This window comes from Comamonas sp. BIGb0152 (genome assembly GCF_024809975.1).
Taxonomy (GTDB): Bacteria; Pseudomonadota; Gammaproteobacteria; order Burkholderiales; family Burkholderiaceae_C; genus Comamonas.
Genome location: NZ_JANUDY010000008.1, coordinates 1 through 22,880, shown reverse-complemented (window position 1 = coordinate 22,880; position 22,880 = coordinate 1). Strand labels below are relative to the sequence as shown.

At 63.4% G+C, this 22,880-nt stretch carries 16 protein-coding genes; 10 read left to right on the top strand and 6 right to left on the bottom strand.

Annotated elements, in window-relative coordinates:
• Positions 1-50: 50 nt before the first annotated feature.
• Positions 51-890, bottom strand: a complete 840-nt coding sequence (locus M2375_RS15685; RefSeq protein ID WP_259168783.1) for an IclR family transcriptional regulator — start codon at positions 888-890, stop codon at positions 51-53.
• Between the two features lie 127 nt (positions 891-1,017).
• On the opposite strand from M2375_RS15685, the gene M2375_RS15680 reads away from it, so the two are divergent.
• Both M2375_RS15680 and M2375_RS15675 read left to right on the top strand, forming a co-directional pair.
• Entirely contained in the window at positions 1,018-2,229 is a 1,212-nt protein-coding gene (locus tag M2375_RS15680; RefSeq protein WP_259168782.1) for a CaiB/BaiF CoA-transferase family protein, read from the top strand.
• A 25-nt stretch (positions 2,230-2,254) separates the two neighbouring features.
• Positions 2,255-3,253, top strand: a complete 999-nt coding sequence (locus tag M2375_RS15675; protein ID WP_259168781.1) for a YhdH/YhfP family quinone oxidoreductase — start codon at positions 2,255-2,257, stop codon at positions 3,251-3,253.
• 56 nt (positions 3,254-3,309) lie between these two features.
• Here M2375_RS15675 and M2375_RS15670 read toward each other — a convergent pair whose 3' ends face one another.
• Both M2375_RS15670 and M2375_RS15665 read right to left on the bottom strand, forming a co-directional pair.
• Entirely contained in the window at positions 3,310-4,968 is a 1,659-nt protein-coding gene (locus M2375_RS15670) for a hypothetical protein (protein WP_259168780.1), read from the bottom strand.
• Positions 4,969-5,045: 77 nt separating this feature from the next.
• Complete coding sequence (locus M2375_RS15665; protein ID WP_259168779.1) at positions 5,046-6,626, bottom strand: hypothetical protein; 1,581 nt, start codon at positions 6,624-6,626, stop codon at positions 5,046-5,048.
• Between the two features lie 29 nt (positions 6,627-6,655).
• Here M2375_RS15665 and M2375_RS15660 point away from each other — a divergent pair, with 29 nt between their 5' ends.
• Positions 6,656-7,000 carry a hypothetical protein gene (locus M2375_RS15660; protein WP_259168778.1) on the top strand — a complete coding sequence of 115 codons (345 nt, stop codon included), beginning with the start codon at positions 6,656-6,658 and terminating at the stop codon, positions 6,998-7,000.
• Positions 7,001-7,120: 120 nt separating this feature from the next.
• On the opposite strand, the gene M2375_RS15655 is transcribed toward M2375_RS15660, so the two are convergent.
• The 3 genes from M2375_RS15655 to M2375_RS15645 form a co-directional block, all read right to left on the bottom strand.
• Positions 7,121-8,077: a FecR domain-containing protein gene (locus M2375_RS15655; protein ID WP_259168777.1), complete on the bottom strand. Its 957-nt coding sequence runs from the start codon at positions 8,075-8,077 to the stop codon at positions 7,121-7,123.
• Complete coding sequence (locus M2375_RS15650) at positions 8,077-8,580, bottom strand: sigma-70 family RNA polymerase sigma factor (RefSeq protein ID WP_259168776.1); 504 nt, start codon at positions 8,578-8,580, stop codon at positions 8,077-8,079. The genes M2375_RS15655 and M2375_RS15650 overlap by 1 nt, the downstream gene beginning before the upstream one ends.
• A 124-nt stretch (positions 8,581-8,704) precedes the next feature.
• Positions 8,705-9,367 carry a TetR/AcrR family transcriptional regulator gene (locus M2375_RS15645; RefSeq protein WP_259168775.1) on the bottom strand — a complete coding sequence of 221 codons (663 nt, stop codon included), beginning with the start codon at positions 9,365-9,367 and terminating at the stop codon, positions 8,705-8,707.
• Between the two features lie 267 nt (positions 9,368-9,634).
• Here M2375_RS15645 and M2375_RS15640 point away from each other — a divergent pair, with 267 nt between their 5' ends.
• From M2375_RS15640 to M2375_RS15610, 7 genes are all read left to right on the top strand, one after another.
• The gene (locus tag M2375_RS15640) at positions 9,635-10,711 is read left to right on the top strand and encodes an alcohol dehydrogenase (protein WP_259168774.1); all 1,077 of its coding nucleotides are present in this window, start codon (positions 9,635-9,637) and stop codon (positions 10,709-10,711) included.
• A gap of 24 nt (positions 10,712-10,735) precedes the next feature.
• The gene (locus tag M2375_RS15635; protein WP_259168772.1) at positions 10,736-12,166 is read left to right on the top strand and encodes an NAD-dependent succinate-semialdehyde dehydrogenase; all 1,431 of its coding nucleotides are present in this window, start codon (positions 10,736-10,738) and stop codon (positions 12,164-12,166) included.
• Between the two features lie 67 nt (positions 12,167-12,233).
• On the top strand, positions 12,234-15,515 hold the full coding sequence (locus M2375_RS15630) for a carboxyl transferase domain-containing protein (RefSeq protein ID WP_259168771.1): 3,282 nt from the start codon (positions 12,234-12,236) through the stop codon (positions 15,513-15,515).
• Positions 15,516-15,575: 60 nt separating this feature from the next.
• On the top strand, positions 15,576-17,201 hold the full coding sequence (locus M2375_RS15625) for an AMP-binding protein (protein ID WP_259168770.1): 1,626 nt from the start codon (positions 15,576-15,578) through the stop codon (positions 17,199-17,201).
• Entirely contained in the window at positions 17,198-19,012 is a 1,815-nt protein-coding gene (locus M2375_RS15620) for a class I adenylate-forming enzyme family protein (protein WP_259168768.1), read from the top strand. The genes M2375_RS15625 and M2375_RS15620 overlap by 4 nt, the downstream gene beginning before the upstream one ends.
• Positions 19,013-19,169: 157 nt before the next feature.
• Complete coding sequence (locus M2375_RS15615) at positions 19,170-20,381, top strand: ABC transporter substrate-binding protein (protein ID WP_259168767.1); 1,212 nt, start codon at positions 19,170-19,172, stop codon at positions 20,379-20,381.
• An 839-nt stretch (positions 20,382-21,220) separates the two neighbouring features.
• Positions 21,221-22,741 (top strand): IPTL-CTERM sorting domain-containing protein, encoded by a 1,521-nt coding sequence (locus M2375_RS15610; RefSeq protein WP_259168766.1) that lies wholly within the window; start codon positions 21,221-21,223, stop codon positions 22,739-22,741.
• Positions 22,742-22,880: the final 139 nt, after the last annotated feature.

Here is a 22,880-nt window from a genome sequence, read left to right as displayed (position 1 = left end):
TCCTTCGGGTTGATCGATAGCCGCACGGTGCAAGGGTCAGGCTGGGTGCCCTAACGCATGCCCAGCGCCAGCTCTAGTTGAAAAACGGCTTCTTTCAAAAGGGGCGCCACCTCGCGGGTGAGCAGATTCTTCGATGCCCGGTGCGTGGACAAGGTGCAGTTCAGCGCCACTGGCAATCCGCCCAGGTGCGCGCGCACCGGCACTGCAATCGCATGGATCTCCTTGCGCCAGTCGCCCTTGGAGTGGCAGTAGCCTTCGTCCTGGAAGCACGCTGCATCAGCCAGCCAGTTGGGGAGTTGGGCGTCGTACTCAGCACGGTCCTTGACCTGGAGGTAATTGAGGATGGCACGCTGCTCGGCCGCCGGACAGGCCAGGATCAGCGCCCGGCCAATGGCGCTGGACAGCAGCGGGCGGGTGGAGCCGATATCAGGCAAGTGCTGGTTGGTGGAATCGGCCCGCACCGAGTCGATATAGACCACCAGATCGCGGTCGCGCACGCCCATGTTGACGGTGCAGCCGGTGCTGCGCGCCAGCGACTCCATCAGTGGCTTGGCAGATTGGCGCACCTGCAGGCTGGCCAGCAGCGGATGGCCCAGCGAGAGCACGCCCGGGCCCAGCCGGTACTTCTGCAACTGGCCGTCGCGGCTCAGATAACCCAGCAAGGTAAGCGTGTAGGTCAGCCGCGAGACCGTGGGTTTGGGCAGGCCGGTGCGGTCGGCAATCTCCCGGTTGCCGAGCACCGGACTGGCGGGCGTGAACGCGCGCAGCACCTCCAGACCGCGCGCCAGGTTCATCGCGAACTGGCGGTCTTGCGAGAGGTCATGCGGGCTGACGAGCCCGGGCAGGGGGATGGTGTTCACGGCAGGTTTGGCGGTGGTTCGTTGGGTCATGATTGGGCTGCGGCCTGTGGACGTCAATCGTCTGAGCCAAGTGTTTCGCTCAGCGAAACATGCTATTGCGCCCGCAAAACCGCCGTGGGACAAAGCGGCTATTGCGCTTAATCCCGAACTAGTTCTCATGACCCACCAACCCAACAACGCGGGCTCACTTGCCGGCGTTCGCATCCTTGACATGGCCACGGTGCTGGCCGCGCCCAGCGGCGCGACGATGTGTGCCGACCATGGCGCCGATGTCATCAAGCTGGAGCTGCCCGATGGCAACGACGCGCTGCGCCACATGCAGCCCATCAAGGACGGATCACCGCTGTGGTGGAAGGTGGCGAACCGGGGCAAGCGCGGCATCACCTTGGATGTGCGCAAGCCGCGTGGGCGGGAGCTGCTGCTGGCCATGCTGGCGCAGTTCGATGTGCTGGTGGAGAACTTTCGCACCGGCAGCCTCGACCGATGGGGCCTGGACATTGCCACCCTGCACCGCGCCAACCCGCGCCTTATCGTGGTGCGGCTGACCGGCTTTGGCCAGACGGGCCCCTACCGCGCCCGCGCCGGTTTTGCACGGGTGTTTGAGGCAATGAGTGGCTTGACCAACCTGACGGCGCCGGCAGGCGGCGCGCCGATGCACAGCAACTACCCCATTGGTGACTCGGTCGCCGGCATCTTCTGCGCGTTCTCGATCGCGGCAGAGATTGCGCGCCTGCGCGCCAATCCCGAGGCACTGGGGGTGGAAGTGGACCTGTCGGCCACCGAGGCGCTGTTCCGCATTCTTGACCCGCTGCCCGTCGAGCATGAACAGCTGGGCCTGGCCCGGCGTGGCGAAGGCAATCTGGCCACCTACACCGCACCGTCCAATATGTACCGCAGCGCGGACGGCGTGTTCTTCTCGATGGTGGCATCGTCCCAAGCCGTCTGGCTTCGGCTGTGCAAGGCGATGGACAAGTCCCAGCTGGCAGACGACCCGCGCTTTGACACCCTCCCCCATCGCGTCGCCCATGTGCATGCGCTCGATGCCATCGTGAGCGGCTGGTTTGCCGAGCATGGCTTTGCGCTGATCAGCCAGAAGCTCGAGGCCTGCGAGATCCCGTTCAGCAAGGTCTATGACATCGCCGACATCGAAGCGGACCCGCATTTTCAGGCGCGAGAAACCATCATCCGCCTGCCCGATGCCGACCATGGCAGCCTGCCTGCGCCCTGCATTGTTCCGCGCATCATCGGCCGCGACATGCCGGTGCCCCGAACCGGCCCGGCGCTGGGCGAGCACAACGCTGAGGTGTATGCCGCATTCGGCGTGTCTGCGGACGAGCTGGCGCAGCTGCGTGCGCAAGGCGTGGTCTGAATCTACCCCTTCTCAAGGAGAACCCATGAACAGCTACCAGGCCATGGTCACGCGCAGCGTGGACAACACCATCCGCTCGCAAATAGAGAGCTTGCAAAGTGGTGAACTCGCACCCGGCGAGGTGCGGATCCAGGCCCACTATGCGGGCGTGAACTACAAGGACTGTTTGTCGCTGCACGGGGCGGCCAAGATCATCACCCAGTTCCCCCGGGTGGCGGGGATCGAAGTGGTAGGCGAGGTCATTGAATCGCGCAGCGAACAGTTCCTGCCTGGCGACAGGGTGCTCAGCCATGGCTTCCAGCGCGGCATTGAGGTGGATGGCGGCTTTGCCGAGCTGGTGCAGGCCCCTGCCGCGCACCTGCAAGCCATTCCTGCAGGCCTGAGCGCTGAGCAGGTCGCCATCCTAGGCGTGCCCGGCTTTACCGCCGCGATGGCGCTGGAGCGTTTTGAGGAACTGGGGCTGAAGCCCGACAGCGGCCTGGTCGCCGTCTCCGGCGCGGGCGGCGCCGTGGGCCGGCTGGCCATCCATATGCTGCACCGCGCCGGCTACCGCACGGCGGCTTTGACACGCAAGCTCGGCAACGAAGCGGCGCTGCGCGCGCTGGGCGCCAGCGAGGTGATCGACATCAGCCAAGTGATCGACTCCAAACGCCCCATCGAAAAGCCGCAGTTCGCTGCTGCGATCGACAACGTGGGCGGCGCGGTACTGTCATGGATGCTGCGGTCCCTGGCCGATGGCGGCCTGCTGGCCAGCGTGGGCAATGCCTCGGGCAACAGCTTTGATGGCAGCGTGCTGCCCTTTATCATGCGCCGCGCCCAGATGTTCGGCATCGTCGCCAACGCCCCCTGGCCGCAACGGCGCAGGCTGTGGGACAAACTGGCGGGCGACTGGAAGCCGGACTTTGCCGCGCTGCAGCCCCATGTGCGCTTTATCGGGCTGAACGATCTGCTGGCGCATGCGGGGCGGCAGCTGGAGGGGGCGACGAGTGGGCGTACGGTGCTGCGGTTTGGGGCGGCGGGCTGAATATGGCGTATTGGGCCACGCGCAAGATATGCAAGCTGCACGCGCCAAAAGCCCGGTCAATCAAGCGCACCCAGCCCCGTCGCATTGCCAAATCGATCGCGCAGGCGCAAGAATGGTCCAGAGCGCCCCATGTCTGGCAGATAGGTGGAATAGTGCGAAAGCCACCGATCGCCATCCGGCTCTCCACAACTCATGTTGGATCCGGGTGTCAAGCCCACAGGCAAGCAAAGAAGTTTGCCATCCGCGGTGATGACACCCTCGCCTTGGACCCGATCAAACCGGGTAACAGCTTCGTTGCTTCGTGCATACCAGTCGCCAAACATACGTTCAGCAAAACTCGCCGGCACATCGGTTTGCAGGCGCCGAATCTTGACGGGCGGCTCGCCGGGCAGTTGCAACTGCCCTTGTGTCCACCAAACATTGCGGTCTATGGCTCCGCTTTCCAGTGGGGGGCTGTAGAACTCCACAATGGCATTGCCCGCCTCGGCCTCCAGCTCGGCCGCTTTTCCTGGGCCGCCCAGGCTTCGCCCACCACGGTACTGCCGCAAGGGAATCGTTGCCACGCTGGCTCGGCTGCCTGCACCTTTGCTCTGGTAAATGGCGCTGCCCATGTGGAAAGTAGGCTGGCCATCTGCACGGTAATGGAACAGCTGCAGGATGACGGTATCGCCTTGCACATCCAGCGCAATGCCACGACCGGGCTTACCCGTCAATTCATCTTCCACCACCCAGGTACCGTTCATCGGCATCAGGATGTTGGTCGTGATGGACGAGTAACAGGTCACCTGGCAGGCGGGGCCGTATCCGAAATTGGAAGCCAGATAACTATGGTGCTGGACCGGGGTGATCGAGGTGCGGCCTTCAACGTAGGGGGCTTCATTCAAGGCAGCGCCCAGATCAAAACCAGTGATGGTCCGGGTATGGGGATGGCTGCCGCCAATGCGCAACACACCTTGAATATCAAAGCCAACGAACAGCAACTCCAGGCTCTCGATATCAGCGATATCGGCAGGTCTCACATCAGGCATCTGAACGCCTCTTGGAGTGCATTTCATGCGAGCCGTTCCTGGCAGCACATCACATCGGAATACGGGCTTGTGGTCAATCGTGCCTACGACCGCAGGCCTGACCCAGCTCAAATGGGTGGTGCCATCATCGCTCCGCCAAAGCTGCGCTCGGGTCGTGTAATCAGGCTGCCCTTGTGCATCCAGCGTAAACAGCCGCAATGAGCGCCCGCCTTGTTGTGCCAAAGGGTTGGTGACGCTCAATGCGTCACTGGTCACCATAAAGCGCTCGATTGCCATCGCTGATTCGCCGGGGAACTGTAGCGTTCCCTTCAGACCATTGCGAAAGCTGACCGTGACAGGCCCTACGCTCTGGTCTTCGACGGCATCCTGCATCGGCCCGCCCAGACTACGGCCATTCTTGTAGCGCATCAGCGGAGCGGTAACGCTATTGCCCTGCATCTGGCCAGTCGCGGTGTAAAAGGTCGCGTCGCCATTCTTCTCGTATCCGAAGACCTGCATGAAGAAGGTGTTGCCTTGCACATCAATGGCTAAACCTCGGCCGGGTTTGCCATTGATTTCGCTGCTCACGATCCAGGTGCCTGATTGCGGGGTGAAATCCCGCCCGGCCCAACTGGTCGCGCATGACAACGCTAGCAAAGACGCCATCAGCGTGGGGCGCAAGGTCTGCAAAAAACTGGATTTCCTCACATCATCTCCCGATGTACGCATCCGAACATGGATGCAGTTTTTAATCAATCAGAACGCCCTAAATCCGCAGCGCATACTCAATCCATCGGCACATGACCAAGTCCGGTCAGATTGCCATGGCGATCACGTAAGCGAATTGAAAAGTTGCTCACGACAAACTCGTCGTACAGCTCCATGACATACGCGGTATCCGTCGAACCACTTTTTTGGCACTCACCTCGCAATACCTGCGCGTTAAATTTGCATCTCACCGAGCCATCTTCAGTGGTGGCTAACTCGCCATCCAAGCGATTAAGAGTGATAGTAGCCGGCACTCCAGCTCTGAACGAGCGCGGGATATACCATTCGCCAAACAGCTTGTCCTCTATTGTTTGCCAAGGTTGCAAGGAAATACGGCGCATAGGTTTGGCGGGCTCTCCCGGGAACTTCATCACCGCCTCGGCCAGGCCCACGCCCGAGGCGCCAGAAACCCGAATCTCTACTTCTCCATCGTCCCGCAGCCATTGCCCACTAGCAGCTGCACCGCCCACACTGCGGCCACCCCGGTACTGCTGCAGGCTGAAACGTGCTCCGCTGGTTCCGTGCGTTTCCGGATCAGCCGCATAATCTCCAACCCCCATTGAGAAAGTAGGTTGGCCATTGGCCTGGTAGCCAAAGACCTGCATCAACATTTTTCCGCCCTGCACATCCAGACTCACCCCTCGCCCAGGCTTGCCCGTCAATTCATCCACGATTACCCATGTGCCATTGCTGGGCAGATAATTCGGCCTGTGCGCATAGCCAAATGCCCCTGGCAAATACGACTCCAGCCCATTCGAACAGCAACCGGTGAAGGTCACCCCGCGGTACGGAAAATCTACGCGGGTATTGAAACCCAGCAACTGCAGGGGGGCAGCGCCTTCGGCATGCAGACTGACAATGCCAGCCACCTGCGCGCCCACCAGGCGAAACTTCACCTCTTTGACCTCTGGTGCTATCGCAGGGTCTGTCACCCCTGCCGCAACACAGCGGAAAATATCGCTTGGGACTGAACGATTGCACTCCAGCATCTCAGACCCGTTTTCACGGTACAGCTGCAAGCGCGTGGGTTCGGTTGCACTTGATTTAAGACTGGCAAACCAGGCATTCACGACTTCTCCTTGCGCATTCAGCGCAAGCCACCGGCTAGAGCGCGTTGCATTCTTCCACTGCTCAGTCTGGTAATAGGCGGCATCTGGCGAGGTAAAAATAAAGCGCTCTATGTCCTTTGCTGGCTCGCCAGGCAGCTGTATTGTTCCCTGCAAGCCATTGCGAAAGCTGAGCGTCACATCGCCAATGCTTTTGTCTTCTTGCGCATCGCGTGGCTCGCTGCCAAAACTGCGGCCTCCTTGGTAGCGCAGCAGCGGGGCGGTGACGGTGTCGCCTTCCATCTGGCCCGATGCAGCGTAGAAGGTGGCATCGCCATTTTTCTCGTAGCCAAATACCTGCATAAAGAAAGTATTGCCCTGCACATCGATGGCAAAACCTCGGCCTGGTTTGCCGTCTACTTCATCGCTGATGACCCAGGTGCCGGCCTGTGGCGTAAAACTGCGTGCTGCCCAGCTGGGAGATAGGGACAGACCTAGTACAGATACTGCGAGAATGGATGCCAGCTTCGGAATGCGCTTCTTGTTTGCCACTTTATCTCCCTGGATTGAATCATTTTCAGATGCACGTCATTTGTACTTATCACCTGGATGCCAGCGAACCGGACGAGGCTGGATTCCATGAATACCATTATGAGTATCACATCTACCAATTCTCTGAAGGCGAAGAAAGTTTTTTTGCGCGCAGCTATACCGATGAGCCCCACGGGGCGCACTTTCTCAATGCAGAAAAAGCCGGTCGATCACGGCCATTGACAGCCAAAGATTTATGCGCACCACTTTTTTTGGAAGCACAGGCCTATTTAAGGCAAGCGGGGAGAACCGAGCTGAGCTGGCTCAGCGGTAAAGGCAATGGTTATGAGCCGCTGCAAAATCCGGTGATTCAGGATCCAATCAAACAGCGCTGATGCTTTGGCAAGCACACAAGACCAGCATAAAACGCCGGTTGCAGATAAGCGAGACCGAAGTTTGGCGGCGCTGGTTAGCGCTTCGATTCAAAGCCATGGATGGCGAACCCAGCACCCCGTTTATCGCCCCACCACCCTCACCTGCCCATGCGCTAACCGCTCAATCCGCACCGGCAACGACTGCGCCAGCAGCGCCAGGCTAGCATCCGTGTCCTTGAGCGACAAGGCCCCCGATAGCCGCAGCTGGGCAACCGCAGGATCACACTGCAGCGGGCCCGCACGATAACGGGCGATCTCGGCGACAACGTCTGCCAACGGCATATTCTTGGCCAGCAGCATGCCCTGCTCCCACAGCGCGGCGCTGGCTTGCACATCGGTTTGCGGGCCGATATGGCTGGTGCTGAAATCAGCGGTGTGCCCTTCTTGCAGCAGCTGCGTCGCGCCTTGCCGGTTAGTAATGGCGACGGAGTGGATGAATACCGCTACGCGGCTGGTGTCGGCATCCACACGGCGCACGCTAAAACGTGTGCCCAGCGCCTGCACGCTGCCCTGGCGCGTCTCCACGACAAAGGGGCGGTAGCTGGGCGATGGGTCGGTATGGGTGGTCAACAAGATCTCGCCACCCAGCAGCCGTACCCGGCGCTCTTGCGGGTTGAAATGGATAGCCACCGCGCTGGCGGTGTTGAGCGTCAAGGTGGAACCATCGGGCAGCAGTATCGAGCGCGATTGCCCCACGGCGGTGGCCTGGTCGGCCATCCAATCACGCCAGGACAGCTCCCGCCAGGCCAGCCCGCCGGCCGGGGCCGCCACCAGCAAGCCACCGAGCCAGGCCAGGCTTTTGCGGCGGTCGGGCCGCTGCACGGCGCCCAGGGTCTGCTGGCAAACGTCGGGTGGCACTTGGGCAAACACACCCATCATGGCTTCTGCCTTGTGCCAGGCCGCCTCATGCGCGGGGCTCTGGCTGCGCCATTGCTCAAAACTCGCCTGCTCCTTGGCAGTGGGCGTCTCGTAGCGCAGCACAATCAGCCAGTCCGCCGCCTCGCTCAGCAAGCTATTTGGGGATGCAACGCCTGCCATCAAGCAGCCTCCAGGCACATGAGCAAGGCCTTGTGGATATGGCGGCGCACGGTGATCACCGGCATGGCCACCTGCTCCGATATCTGCTGCAAAGTCAGGCCATCGAGCTGCGCCAGCAAAAAGACGGTGCGCGTCTGGGGCGGCAGGCTGGCGAGCAGGCGGTCGATCTGCACCAAGGCCTCGATCACCAGCATCTGCGTCTCGGGCGATGGTGCATGCGACTGTGGCAAGTTCCCGAGCGTCTCCAAGTAGGCCCGCTCGATCTCGCGCCTGCGCCACAGATCGACCACCAGGCCCTTGGCCACATGGGTCAAAAAGGCACGCGGCTCATCGGCTACGCCCACATGGCGGGGCGACAGCATCAGCCGGATAAAGGTGTCATGGGCCAGGTCGGCGGCATCGCCTGCATTGCCCAGGCGGCGCCGCAGCCAGGATTGCAGCCAGGCGTGGTGGTTTTTGTAGAGCGCTTCGATGGGCGAAGCGGAGTATCCGGGAGATGCCATGCGATGTCCGCGCCCTGGTGCAAAAGCTTATAGTTGAGAATGAATCTCAATTATATTCAATTGTAAATACTGTCTTTACGCAGGACATTCGCGGCGGGCCACCGCGCCCAATGCATGCGGCAGATCAGCGCTGCGGCGCAGGCGGCTCGGGCAGCACGTACTGCCCCGTCCAGCCCACCAGGCGCAACGCCATTTGCGTCATCTCCTGGCACAGCGCCTCGATGGACAGCTTGCCGTTGGGCTGGTACCAGCGGTGCGTCCACTGCACCATGCCGCTGATCGCAAAGGCCGTTACCTTGGGATTGCTGACGTCAAAAACGCCAGCCTCTACGCCATTGACGATGAGCCGCGTCACCAGCGCATCAAAGCCATGGTACTTGCTGCGGATGTCGCTGATTTTCTCCGGGCTCAGGCTTTTTTCCTCTTCCAGCAGGATGGCAGAGAACGTGCTCAGCTCGATCTTTCTGCGCGTATAGGTGTCGATAAAAAATTCGAAGCGCCGCACCGGGTCCTTGTCCTCCAATTGCTCGCACTGGCTCACCGCTTCGTAAAGGCCGGAGAACACCTTGTCAAACAGGCGCTCCAGCAGCTCATGCTTGGACTTGAAGCGCTTGTAGATAAAGGGCTTGGTCACGCCGATGGATGCGGCTATGTCGTCGAGCGTCGCGCTCTTAAAGCCGCGCTTGTAAAACAGCTCGGCAGCGGCATTGATGATCAAGGTGTCCTTGTATTCCTGGATCTGGTTTTTGGCATCGGCTGCGCTGGTGTCGGTGGGTTGAAGCTGCACTGCTGAATTTCTCCTGGTGGGCGCGGGGGCTGCCGTGGTGACTCGCGCCACAGACGCCGGCTTGCAAAGCGCATGGGCCCCAGCATAGTGGAAAGGCGATGCGTTTTGCAGCGGATGCAGACATAGGGCATGCGTGAAATCCCCAATGGTACCAAACGATACTGATCAGTATCTTTGGGGTTTTCCACTGCTGGCTGGCGGTTTTGATGCAAGCGCTTCGGCGCCGCGCCAGCAGCACCTGAGCCCTTTGATACAGGAGACAAGCGCATGTCGAACGCAACCGCCACCGCTGGCGAACAGCTGAGTTACCAGGTCGTCGATTTTGGCCAACCGCTGCAACTGGCGCGCCGCGCCATAGCCGCGCCGCAAGGCAGCGAAGTGCTGGTACGCATCAGCGCCTGCGGCGTCTGCCACAGCGATCTGCACATGGCCGAGGGCTTTTTTGACCTGGGCGATGGCCGCCACTTCGGGCTGGAAAAAGTGCTCAAGCCGCCACGCACCCTGGGCCATGAGATCGTCGGCACCGTTGCTGCCAACGGGCCCGATGCCGAAGGCGCGCTGGGCCGCTCGGTGATCGTCTTCCCCTGGATTGGCTGCGGCCAGTGCGCGCTGTGCGTCCGGGGCGACGAGCATATGTGTGCCCGCCCCGAGAGCCTGGGCACCACACGCGATGGCGGCTTTAGCACCCATGTGCGCGTGCCCCATTCGCGCTACCTGATCGACCACACCGGCATCGATGCCGCCTTTGCCGCCACCTTGGCCTGCTCGGGGCTGACGGCCTACTCCGCCCTCAAAAAAGTGGCGCCTGCGACTGAGAACGCACCGCTGGTCATCATCGGCGCGGGCGGCGTGGGCCTGGCTGCCGTGGCACTGGCCAAGGCCCTGCATGGCCTGGGGCCCATCGTCGTCGACATCGACCCGGCCAAGCGCCAGGCCGCGCTAGATGCCGGCGCCAGCCGCGTGGTGGACCCGGCAGAAGCCGATGCCGCCAAGACCCTGGCGCGCTCCAGCGCCGAAGGCGTGTCGGCTGTGCTCGATTTTGTCGGCTCCACACGCACCTTCGAGTTTGCCAATGCCGTTGTCGGCAAGGGCGGCAAGATTCTCATCGTGGGCCTGTTTGGCGGCAGCGCCAGCATCCAACTGCCGCTGATCCCCATGCGTGCCATCTCCATCGGCGGCTCGTATGTGGGGTCGCTGGCCGAGCTGCGCGAACTGGTGGCACTGGCCCAGCAAGGGGTGTTGCCGCCGCTGCCGCTCAGCAGCCGCCCGCTGGGCGATGTGCAGGCCGTGCTGGACGAGCTGCGTGCCGGCAAGGTCACGGGCCGCGCCATTTTGCAAAGCTGAACCCACAACAACAAGGAGCACCGCATGAACTACCAAGTCCAATTGCTGATCGACGGCCAGTGGCGCGACAGCAGCAGCCAGCAATGGCTGGACATCGTCAACCCCGCCGACGAGAGCCTGATTGGCCGCGTCGCCAAGGCCAGCCGCGCCGATCTGGATGCCGCACTGGCCGCCGCCCAAACCGGCTTTGCCGCCTGGCGCAAAACCTCGGCGATGGAGCGCTCCACCTATCTGCGCAAGGCCGCCGCGCTGGTGCGCGAGCATGCCGAAGCAATGGCGCTGATGCTGGTGCATGAGCAAGGCAAGCGCCTGACCGAGGCGCGCATCGAGCTGTCAGGCGCCAGCGAGGTGCTGGAATGGTTTGCCGAAGAGGCGCGCCGCTGCTACGGCAGCATGATCCCGCCGCGCTCGCCCGAGCTGCGCCAGTATGTGCAGCATGAGCCCGTGGGCCCGGTCGCGGCGTTCACGCCCTGGAACTTCCCCATCAACCAGGCCGTGCGCAAGATCGCGGCCGCGCTGGCGGCGGGCTGCTCGATCATCGTCAAGGGCTCGGAAGAAACCCCCGTCGCCCTCGCCCGTTTCATCCAGGTGCTGGAGCAGGCCGGCCTGCCCGCGGGCGTGCTGGGCCTGGTCTATGGCGTGCCGGCGGATATCTCCGAGCACCTGATTGCCTCGCCGGTGGTGCGCAAGATCTCGTTCACCGGTTCCACCTCGGTGGGCAAGCTCTTGAGCGCGCAAGCGGGCGCGGCGATGAAGCGCGTGTCGATGGAGCTGGGTGGCCATGCGCCGGCCATCATTTGCGACGACGCCGACCTGGCGCGCAGCCTGAAGCTCTTGGGCGTGCAGAAGTTCTGGAACGCCGGCCAGGCCTGCATCTCGCCCTCGCGCTTTTTGGTGCAGGCGCCTTTGTATGACGAGGCCGTCGCTGGCTTTCAGCGCATTGCCGAAGGCTATGTGATGGGCAATGGCCTGGACAAGGCCACCCGCATGGGCCCACTGGCCAACCCGCGCCGCGTGGCCGCCATGCAGGCGCTGGTGGACGACGCCGTGGCCAAGGGCGCCCGCCTGGTGACGGGCGGCAAGGCGCCGGACGGCAAGGGCTACTTTTTTGCGCCCACGGTGCTGGCCGATGTGCCGCAGGATGCGCGCATCTTCAACGAAGAGCCCTTTGGCCCGATTGCCGCGTTTGCGCGCTTTGACAGCGATGCGCAAGCGCTGCAAGAAGCCAACCGCCTGCCCTGGGGCCTGGCCGCCTATGTGTTCACCGGCTCGGCCACGCGGGGCGAGTGGTTCAAGAACGAGATCGAAAGCGGCCTGGTGGGCATCAACTCGATTGCGATGGGCTACCCCGAGCAGCCGTTTGGCGGCGTCAAGGATTCGGGCTACGCCAGCGAAGGCGGCGCCGATGCGCTGGCCTTCTACCTCAGCAGCAAGTTTGTCAGCCAGACCATCTGAGCGCGCGGGCCCGCAGCCTGCGGGCCCCTTGCGCGGCGTACCGCGATTGAAGAGACAAAGGAGTTCCATGCACAAGGTATTGATCGCCAACCGGGGGGAAATTGCGGTGCGCATTGCACGCACGGCCGCAGACCGGGGCATCGAGAGCGTTGCGGTCTATGCCAGCGACGACGCAGCCAGCCTGCACCGGCGCGCGGCGAACCATGCGCGCGCGCTGGGCGCCCAGGGTGCAGCCGCTTATTTGAATGGCGCGCATCTGATTGAGATCGCCCGCCAGGAAGGCTGCGATGCCGTCCACCCCGGCTATGGCTTTTTGAGCGAGAACGCGGTGTTTGCGCAGGCATGCACGGCAGCCGGTCTGCGCTTTATTGGCCCGTCGGCCCAGGCGCTGGAGACCTTTGGCGACAAGGCCCAGGCGCGCGCGCTGGCCGAGCGTGAGCAGGTGCCGGTGGCCCAGGGCACGCACAGTGCCACCAGCCTGGCACAAGCCCAACACTTTATGCAGCAGGTCGGTGGGCCGGTAATGCTCAAGGCCTTGGCGGGCGGCGGCGGGAGGGGCATGCGTGCGGTGATGGCCCCGGCGGACCTGGCCGCAGCCTTTGAGCGCTGCAGCTCCGAAGCCCTGGGCGCCTTTGGCCGGGGTGATCTGTATGTGGAGCAGCTCATCAGCGGCGCGCGCCATATCGAGGTGCAGATCGTGGGCGACGGCAGCGGCGCCGTGCAACACCTGTTTGAGCGCGACTGCACCCTGCAGCGCCGCCACCAAAAGCTGCTGGAGATTGCACCCAGCCCCTTCATCAACGAAGCGCTGCGCGCGCAACTGCTGCAACACGCCTGCCGGCTGGGTGCAGCGCTGCACTACCAAGGCCTGGGCACCGTGGAGTTTTTGGTGGACAGCCGCAGCGGCCAGTACATCTTTATCGAATGCAACCCGCGCCTGCAGGTGGAGCACACCATCACCGAGGCCATCACCGGGCTGGACCTGGTGGCACTGCAGTTTGCGCTGGCCGATGGCGCCAGCCTGCAAGACCTGGGCCTGGCCCAGGCACTGCCGCTGCCCCGCCAGTTTGCGCTGCAGGCGCGCGTGAACATGGAAAGCATGCAGCCCGATGCCCAGGCCCTGCCCACCGGCGGCACCCTAGCGCGCTTTGAGCCGCCCACCGGCCCGGGCGTGCGCGTGGACAGCTTTGGCTATACCGGCTACGAGACCTCGGGCAACTACGACTCCCTGCTCGCCAAGGTGATCGTCAGCGGCCCCAACCAGTTCGCGGTGCTCTGCGCCAAGGCCGACCGCGCGCTGGCCGAGTTCCATATCAGCGGGGTGGAGACCAACCTGGACTACCTGCGCGCACTGCTGCGCGATGCGCAGGTGCTGCACGGCCAGATCGACACCACCTATGTGGAGCGCCAAGGCCCGGCCCTGCATGCAGCAGCGGCGGCCCTGGCCGCGCAGCGCCAGCCTGATCCGCAAGCCACCGGCCAGAACGCCACGCCGACCCGCACCAACGACGAGCCCGCGCTGCCCGAAGGCGCCCATGCAGTACGCGCTGCCATGCGCGGGCGGCTGATTGCGCTGGAGAGCGATGCCGATACCGTGCAGGCCAAGGGTGCCTCGGTGGCGGTGCTGGAGGCCATGAAGCTGGAGCACAGCGTGGACCTGGCCCTGGGGGGCCGCTTTGTGGCCCGCACGGCGCTGCTGGGCGAGGTGGTAGCGGCAGGCACTTTGCTGGGCTGGGTGCTGCCCGATGCATCAGCCGATGGGCTGGCCAGCGAGCTGCAACAGGCCGACCTGGATGCCATCCGCCCTGACCTGTCCAAGGTGCTGCAGCGCCAGCAAGGGCTGCTGGATGCCGCCCGCCCCGAAGCCGTGGCCAAGCGCCGGCGCCACAGTAAGAACACCGCGCGCGAGAACCTGGACCAGTTGCTCGATGCTGGCAGCTTTGTGGAATACGGCGGCCTGACCCTGGCCATGCAACGCGGCCGCCGCAGCGAGGAGGAGCTGATTCGCGTCAGCCCAGCGGATGGCACCATCACCGGCCTGGGCCGCATCAACGGCCAGCTGTTTGGGGCCGAGCATGCGCGATGCGCAGTGATGGCCTATGACTACACGGTGTTTGCCGGCACGCAGGGCTTTATGGCCCACCGCAAGATGGACCGGATCGTGCACACCAGCGAACGCCTGGGCCTGCCCTTTGTGTTGTTTGCCGAAGGCGGCGGCGGGCGGCCGGGCGATACCGACTATGTGGGCGTGTCGGGGCTGGAGTTCACCACCTTCACGCACATGGCACGGCTGTCGGGCAAGGTGCCCACCATCGGCGTCGTCTCGGGCCGCTGCTTTGCCGGCAATGCCGCCTTGCTGGGCTGCTGCGATGTGATCATCGCCACGCAGGATGCCAGCATCGGCATGGCCGGGCCGGCAATGATCGAAGGCGGCGGCCTGGGCGTGGTGGCGGCTGACGACGTCGGCCCGGTGAGCGTGCAAACCCGCAATGGCGTGATTGACCTGCTGGCCCGCGACGAGACCGAGGCCGTGGCCCTGGCCCAGACCTACCTGGGCTTTGTGCAAGGCAAGCTGCCGCCCGGCGAACATGCCGACCAGCGCCAGCTGCGCGCGCTGGTGCCCGAGAACCGGGTCAAGGGCTACGACATCCGCGCGGTGGTGCGGACCTTGTTTGACAGCGGCAGCTTTCTGGAGCTGCGCGAGCACTTTGGCCGCAGCGTCGTCACCGGCTTTGCCCGGCTGCAAGGCCAGGCCGTGGGTGTGCTGGCCAACGACGGCAGCCACCTGGGCGGCGCGCTCGATGCCAACAGCGCCGACAAGATATCGCGCTTTTTGGAGCTGTGCGACAACTACGGCCTGCCGGTGGTATCGCTGTGCGATACGCCAGGCTTTATGGTGGGGCCCGAGAGCGAGAAGGCTGCGGCCGTGCGGCACTTTGCCCGCATCTTTGTGACGGCCAGCCACATCAAGGTGCCCGTGCTGGCGATTGTGCTGCGCAAGGCCTATGGCCTGGGCGCGCAGGCCATGCTGGGCGGCAACCTGTTTGTGCCGGTGGCCACGGTCGCCTGGCCCACCGGCGAGCTAGGGCCCATGGGCATCGAAGGCTCGGTGCGCCTGGCCTACCGGCGCGAGCTGGAAGCGCTGGAGGACCCGGGCGAGAAGGCCGCCTACTTCCAGGCCAAGACCGATGAGATCTATGCCCAGGGCAAGGCGCTGAATGTGGCCAGCTACAACGAGATCGACGATGTGATCGACCCGGCGCAGACCCGCGACTGGCTGGCCAGCATGCTGGCCAGCCTGCCAGCGGCCAGCCCGGGGCGGGCGGCATCGGGCGTATCGCCCTGGTAGGCATCCACCTCAAGACTGCGACCGAGATCCCCAAAAAACACCAGGACCGTAGGAGACAACATGACCCCCATCGCTTACCGGCAACAAGAAAAGCCTTTGCATGAATACCTGCGCCAGCATGCGCGCACCCAGCCCGACAAGCCCGCCTTTATCTGGTACGGCACTGCCATCAGCTACGCCCAGCTGGACCAGATGAGCGATACCTTCGCTCACCAGCTGCAGCAGCGCGGCGTGGTCAAGGGGGACCGGGTTGCGCTGTTCATGCAGAACTGCCCTCAGTATGTGATTGCGCATATCGGCATCCAGAAGCTGGGCGCGGTGGTGGGGCCCTGCAGCCCGCTGTTCAAGGGCCATGAGCTGGAATACCAGCTCTCCGACCTGGGCGCCAAGGTGATTGTGGCCGCCGATGTGCTCTACGAGATCGTGCAGGCGGCGCGACCCAAGACGGCGATTGAACATGTGTTCCTCACCCACTACGCCGATCTGCTGCCGGCCCAGCCGACGATCGACCTGCCCGCAGAAATCGACACACCCAAGCGCCATATCGAAGGCACCACCGACTTTTTGGACTGCCTGCGCACGCCGCAGCCAGCGCCCGATGTGGGCCCGCTGGACATGGACGATGTGGCGCTGATGACCTATACCTCGGGGACCACCGGCCTGCCCAAGGGCGCGATGCTGAGCTACCGCAATGCGCTGTTCAAGGCCCATGCGGCGGCAGACAACAACCCCATCCGCGATGACGACACCATGCTGGCGGTCGCTCCGCTGAACCACATTGCGGGCATGCTGATCGGCCTCAATGTCACGCTCTACACGGGCATCAGCTGCGTGCTGCTGTACCGCTTTGACCCTGTGCAGGTGCTGCAGGCGCTGGCGCGCTACCGGGTGACCTGGTGGTACAGCGTGGCCAGCATGAACGCGGCGGTGATGCAGGTGGAAGACGCACGCAGCTATGACCTGGGCGCCCTGCGCATGAACCCCAGCACCAGCTTTGGCATCACCATCAACCAGGCGCTGGCCGAGCAGTGGCGCGGCTTTGCGCCCAACTGCCAGCTGTTCGAGGTGACCTATGGCATGTCCGAGACCCACACCTGGGACACCTCGATGCCGATCGATGCCATCAAATGGGGCGCACACGGCATTCCCATCCAAGGGGTGGAATGCCGCGTGATCGATGCGGATACGGGCCAGGACCTGCCGGCTGGCCAAGTGGGCGAGCTGGTTTTGCGCAGCCCGGGCAACTTCAAGGGCTACTGGAACAAGCCCGAGGCGACGGCCAGCACCTTGAAGGACGGCTGGGTGTACACCGGCGACATGGCCAAGATCGACGCCGATGGCTACCTGACCTTTGCCGGCCGCTTCAAGGAGATGATCAAGGTCTCGGGCTACAGCGTCTTCCCCGAGGAGGTCGAGTCCATCATGATCAAGCACCCGTCGGTCGCGCAGGTGGCGGTGATCGGCATTGAGGACCCGCACAAGGGCCAGGCGGTCAAGGCGGTGGTCATTGCCCGCAAGGGCGCGCCGGCGGTGAGCGCGCAGCAGCTGATCGACTGGTGCCGCGAGCAGATGTCGGTCTACAAAGCGCCCCGGGAGATTGAGTTTCGCGATGCGCTGCCCACCACGGGCACCGGCAAGGTGCTGCGGCGCCTGCTGAAGGAGCCGCAGAAAGCGAGTGCCGCATGAACGCGCAAGAGCACGCGGTTGCAGCGCTGGATAACCAGGCGCTTTTGGAGCTGCTGCAGCGCGATGGCGAGCTGGTGACCGAGCGCCTGGCGCACTGGGCGCGCACTAAGGGCGACCAGCTCTTCTACCTGTATGGCGAAGACGATGTGCGGCTGAGCTATGCCGAATTCGACCGCATCACCGATGCCATCGCCGGCAACCTGGCCGCAGCCGGTATCGGCCGGGGCATGCCGGTGTCGGTGTTTATGCGCAACCAGCTCATCAGCGCGCTGGCGATGTTTGGCATCTGGAAGGCCGGTGCCATCTTTGCGCCTATCAATTTTGGCCTGACCGAGCGCCTGCTGGCCTACCAGGTCGGCGACACCCAGCCGGTGATGCTGCTGGCCGAGCGTGCGCTGGTGCCGGCCCTCAATGCGATCAGCGAGCAGCTGGGCCAGGTGGCGCCCTTGGCCCATGTCGTGGTCTACGACCCGCCCGCGGGCAGCCATGATGCAGTGGCCGATGGCGTGGCCTACAGCGGTCCGCACGCAGAGCGGGACTGGGCTGCGCTGCTGCAACCGGCACCCAAGCCGGATGTGGCGCTGGCCTATGACGACCTGTGCAACATCATCTACACCTCGGGCACGACCGGGCCATCCAAAGGCGTGGTGCAAAGCCACCGCTGGATGAACCAGTACACCTATTTGTTCCGCCAGATGCTCAATGGCCATGACGTGGTCTACAACGACTTGCCGATGTACCACGTGGGCGGCGCGGTGTTCAACGTGGTGCGGGCGGTATGGGCCGGCAGTGGCCTGGCCTGCTGGGACCGCTTTAGCCCCAATGATTTTTGGCGCCGCATTGCGCTGAGCGGTGCTACCAGCGCGGTGCTGGTGGACACGATGATCTCCTGGCTGGCCAAGGCAGCGCCGGCCGCTACCGACCGCCACAACAGCCTCAACAAGGTCTACATGCAGCCGCTGCCCGAGCGCCATGGGGAGATTGCTCGCCGCTTTGGTTTTGACTTTGTGACGGCCGGCTTTGGCCAGACCGAGTCGGGCATGTCCTGCTTCACCATCATTGAAGAGACGGACGCCAGCTGCGAATCCCCGCCCGCCTACCGGCGCGGGCAGACGCGTGAGGCCATCCGCGCGCAGGCGGCAGCGCTAGGTGTGGAGCTGCTAGCGCCCGCGCAAGCCGGCCAGGTGGGCAAGGGCTACCTGGGCCACCCCTGCCTGTTTGTGGAAGCCGCCGTGCTGGACGAGCGCGATGGCGAATGCGCGGTGGGCGTGGCCGGGCAGCTGGCCTTCCGCTCCAAGCTGCCCTATTACCTGCTGGTGGAATACCTGGGCAAGCCGCAGGCGACCGCCAAGGCCTTTCGCAACCTGTGGTTCCACACGGGTGACTCGGCGCTGCGCCATGCCAATGGCAGCCTGAGCTTTGTCGACCGCATGGGCGACCGCATCCGCGTGCGGGGCGAGAACATCTCGTCCTTCCATATCGAGGACATGCTCAACCAGTACCCAGCGGTGGAGATGACGGCTGCCTTCGCCATCCCCGCCCATGAAGGCGACGAGGACGATGTCGTCGTCTATGTGGTGGCCCGCGAGCAGCAGGTGATCGACCGCCAGGCGCTGCAGGCCTGGTGCGACAGCAAGATGCCCAAGTTCATGCGGCCGCGCCATATCCGCGTGGTGGAACAGTTCCCGCGCACGCTGACGCAGAAGATCGAGAAGTTCAAGCTCAAGGCCATGATCCTGGCCGAGCTGCAAGGCCAGACACCCTCCCCCGAAGCTGCCCGGCCACCAGCCAAGGAGCGCCGCATGACCTGACACGCCGCCCTGCCCCCACCGGGCTTTGGCCACCGGCCACAGCCCCTTGTGCAAACCGCTACCCCGCGCCCGTCTGCCGCCCTTGCCCTGCACCTTTCAGCAATGGGCAAACCCGCCAGACCGTGGCCAACGATAAAAATACCAGGAGACCATTTCCATGAAGTTCAGAACCACTTGTTTGACCACCCTGCTTGCCTCTGTTGGCCTGGCGTCTGGCGCATGGGCGCAGGGCGTATCCGATAACGCCGTGCGAATCGGGGTGATCAGCGACACCTCCAGCGCCTATGCCGATATTGGCGGCAAAGGCACGGTGGCTGCAGCCACGATGGCGATCAAAGATTTTGGCGGCAAGGTGCTGGGCAAGCCGATCGAGCTGCTGTCGGTGGACCACCAGAACAAGGCCGACATTGGCGCCACCCGCGCGCGCGAATGGTTTGACCGCGAGAACGTGGACATGGTCATCGGACTGGGCAACACCGCCGTGCACAACGCGGTGGCCACCGTGGCCAAGGAAAAGAACAAGGTGCTGATCAACACCGAGGCGGGCTCCAGCTCCATCACCGGCGAGAACTGCGCGGCCAACATCGTGCACTACACCTATGACACCTATGCCACGGCCAACAGTACCGTCAAGGCAGTGACCGAGGGCGGCGGCAAGAGCTGGTACATCGTGGCGGTGGACTATGCCTTTGGCCAGGCACTGTCGAGCGACATCACGGCGGCCGTCGACAAGAACGGCGGCAAGGTGATCGGCTCGGTCAAGCACCCGCTCAATGCGCCGGATTTTTCGTCATACATGCTGACGGCCCAGGCCTCCAAGGCCGATGTGATTGCGCTGGCCAATGGCGTGAACGACACCATCAACTCCATCAAGAGTGCACGGCAGTTTGGCATTACCGACAAGCAAAAGGTGGCCGCAGCGCTGATGTTCATCTCGGATGTGCATGCGCTGGGCCTGAAGACGGCGCAGGGCATGTACGCTACCACCGCGTTCTACTGGGACCGCACGCCCGACAGCCGCGCCTGGTCGCAAAAATACTTCAAGGTCATGAACAAGATGCCGACGATGGCGCAGGCCGGCACCTATTCGGCAGTGATGCACTACCTCAAGGCGGTCGAAGCCGCTGGCACCGACGAGACCGCTGCCGTGATGACCGCGATGAAGAAAATGCCCATCAAGGACTTTTTTGCCGACGACGGCAAGATCCGCGAGGACGGCCGCATGGTGCATGACATGTACCTGGTCCAGGTCAAAAAGCCCGAGGAATCCAAGGCGCCCTGGGACTACTACAAGATCATTGCCACCATTCCGGGCGAACAGGCCTTCCGGCCGCTGTCCGAAGGCAAGTGCCCCTTGGTCAAATCCTGAGCGCAGTGGCCTTTCCGGATAGCTTTTGGGCGCGCGCCTAAAAAGGCAGGCGGGAACGGGCCGGCCGGAGCATTGGGAGCAGGCCAGGGCCAGCCTGCCCTGCGCCCCCATTCAGCGCTGCGGCCGGGGCCTTCACCAAGGCCCTCCAACCCGGCCCATCCCGCGCAGATAGCCAGCCTATGGCATTTCTGCTACCCACCGTGGCGCCGCCCTCCCACTGCCCCGACCCACCCAGCGTCTGCAGGCCCGGGCAAGCCAGCACCGCCGCCCTGGCACCCACCACTGGAACGCCCCCGACTGCATCATCACCTAGGGAACCTCTGCAAAACTCCCTGCCATGGGCTGAACGCGGTCTCGGGCGATCAGCTGCGTTGTCTTCCTTGTCAATAGCTACAGCTCGACTGCAAAAGACGCCTTGCGCCTCATCCCGATCCGCGTCCATCCCACTTGGCGAAGGTTTTGCAGAGCCTCCCTCGCGGCGGAAGCGGAGCACCACACCTCGGCAAGGCGGAGGCGGCACCAGCCTCTCTTGCGCGGATTTATCTCCCTCAACAAAAACAATTGTGAATTAATCAGATAGCGCGTATCAATCAATTAATAATAATAGATTGCCTTTTACAAAATAAAGCTATTGAAAACATAGCAACAAACCCCGTAATATCATCCATCTCTATATGCACGGATTTTTTTTACATTTGCACCATCAGCACTTTACGCCCATAATTAAATATCTAAAAAAAATAAACCTAATGTGTAGTTATAAATTCATTAACAATGCCTTTCCGGCATTTATTTCAAGGCTAGCTACGATGTAATTCTTTGAAATAAGGAGACCCTGTATGTCCTTTATTAGAAATACGACACTGGTCCGCATGGGGGTGCTGATCACCGCTGGCGCTGCGCTGGTCCCGGCGGCCATGGCTGCAGCGGGAGCCCCGCTTCCACGTTGCGCTGCAAGCGAACAATCTTTTTATCTGACGCGCTACACCGGCCCCGCCTCCACAGGCAGGCCCCCAACGGCCGTGCTGGATTTGGCAACGGTGCCGGCTACAGGCAGCGTGGCGATTTCACAAATCTGGAGCGGCGCTGCAGCGCCCACCGTTTCGCCCCGCGAAATATCGCCGACGCCACCCAACCCACCGCTGCCCGCAGGTGCCTCTGTGGCAGGCGGCATGGGCAAGGATGGCTACCTCTACAGCATGCGCGCTGTGGATGGTGACAACAGCTGGGATACCAGCCCGGCTGCAGGCTGGAGCAGCGCTGCCGGGGGCGGCTGGCGCAGCCACACCCGCTACTACGAGATGCTGCGCTATGGCCGCGATGGCGTGGACAACCTGGGCATCGTGAGCGGGCTGGGGACTTACCAGACCGACCCCACCGATGCGAGCAGCTTGGTCAGCGGTGCGGTCGACCTGCGCCTGGGCCCCAACTTCAACGCCGCCGATATCGACCCGGTCACCGGCATCCTGTATTTGGCCAACTTCCAAACCGGGGGACTGCTCAACCGGGTCTTCAAGATAGATGTGACGCAGACCCCGCCGCTCTATGTGGGTACCTTGAACCTGGCCAGCAATATTCCCGGCGCGCAGTCGGGCGACTTTGCCATCGATGCCAGCGGGCAATGGGCTTACGGCATTGCAACCACGGGCGGCCTGTTCTCCGGAACCTCCGTCAGCTACCGCTTCAACCTGTCCTCGGGTGCTGTCGAGACCCTGGTAGCGGTGGCGCCTGCACCCTTCAATGCCCCTTATGGTGCAGCGGCCCGCCTGCCCAATGCCACGGACAAGATGGCTTTCTACGGCCTGGGCACGCGCATCATGACCATCCCAGCCGGCACGGTGGGCGCCAGCCAAAGCACGGCAGGCGCCACCAGCGGCGATGCAGCCGCCTGCTTGCCAAAGTGGACCGCTACCCTGGTGTGCACGCCCGATGCACTGGTCGATGCAGCGGGCAATGTCGCCACCTGCACCATCACCCTGGACCAGCCCGCACCTGCCGGGGGCATGGCGATCACCCTGACGCCACCCGCAGCCCACCCGCGCTATAGCAGCAGCTGCGGCAGTGCCATCGTGGTGAATGCCGGGCAGACTAGCGCGACCTGCAGCATCACGGCCACCCCCAACAACATCGTCGACGATGGCGATGTCACGGCGGCCATTGCCTTGGCCCCACCGGCTGCCACCGATGACTATCTGCTGGGCACACCTTCGGCAGCCGAAGTGGCCGTTCGCAATGACGACCATCCCATCTACACGGCCGAGGCCCAACGGGTGCCCACCTTGAGCCAATGGACGCTGGCCGGAATGGGCCTGTTGCTGGCGATGGTAGGCGCCCAGCGCATACGCAGACGCCAACGCTGAATGGCGGCTGCCGCGCCGGCGGCGGTGCCATAGAAGGGTGCATGCCTAGGTGTTGATTTGCAATAGGTTGTTCAAGGCAAGTCGGGATGCTGGAGACTTGTAGCCCAGGGCTGAGTGCGGTCTTCGGGCGTTGTAATAA

Coding starts and splice junctions, on each gene's coding strand:
- M2375_RS15620 (WP_259168768.1), top strand. CDS start 17,198: ATGAACGCGCAAGAGCACGCGGTTGCAGCGCTGGATAACCAGGCGCTT.
- M2375_RS15635 (WP_259168772.1), top strand. CDS start 10,736: ATGAACTACCAAGTCCAATTGCTGATCGACGGCCAGTGGCGCGACAGC.
- M2375_RS15625 (WP_259168770.1), top strand. CDS start 15,576: ATGACCCCCATCGCTTACCGGCAACAAGAAAAGCCTTTGCATGAATAC.
- M2375_RS15610 (WP_259168766.1), top strand. CDS start 21,221: ATGTCCTTTATTAGAAATACGACACTGGTCCGCATGGGGGTGCTGATC.
- M2375_RS15630 (WP_259168771.1), top strand. CDS start 12,234: ATGCACAAGGTATTGATCGCCAACCGGGGGGAAATTGCGGTGCGCATT.
- M2375_RS15660 (WP_259168778.1), top strand. CDS start 6,656: ATGCACGTCATTTGTACTTATCACCTGGATGCCAGCGAACCGGACGAG.
- M2375_RS15680 (WP_259168782.1), top strand. CDS start 1,018: ATGACCCACCAACCCAACAACGCGGGCTCACTTGCCGGCGTTCGCATC.
- M2375_RS15685 (WP_259168783.1), bottom strand. CDS start 890: ATGACCCAACGAACCACCGCCAAACCTGCCGTGAACACCATCCCCCTG.
- M2375_RS15640 (WP_259168774.1), top strand. CDS start 9,635: ATGTCGAACGCAACCGCCACCGCTGGCGAACAGCTGAGTTACCAGGTC.
- M2375_RS15655 (WP_259168777.1), bottom strand. CDS start 8,077: ATGGCAGGCGTTGCATCCCCAAATAGCTTGCTGAGCGAGGCGGCGGAC.
- M2375_RS15615 (WP_259168767.1), top strand. CDS start 19,170: ATGAAGTTCAGAACCACTTGTTTGACCACCCTGCTTGCCTCTGTTGGC.
- M2375_RS15675 (WP_259168781.1), top strand. CDS start 2,255: ATGAACAGCTACCAGGCCATGGTCACGCGCAGCGTGGACAACACCATC.
- M2375_RS15650 (WP_259168776.1), bottom strand. CDS start 8,580: ATGGCATCTCCCGGATACTCCGCTTCGCCCATCGAAGCGCTCTACAAA.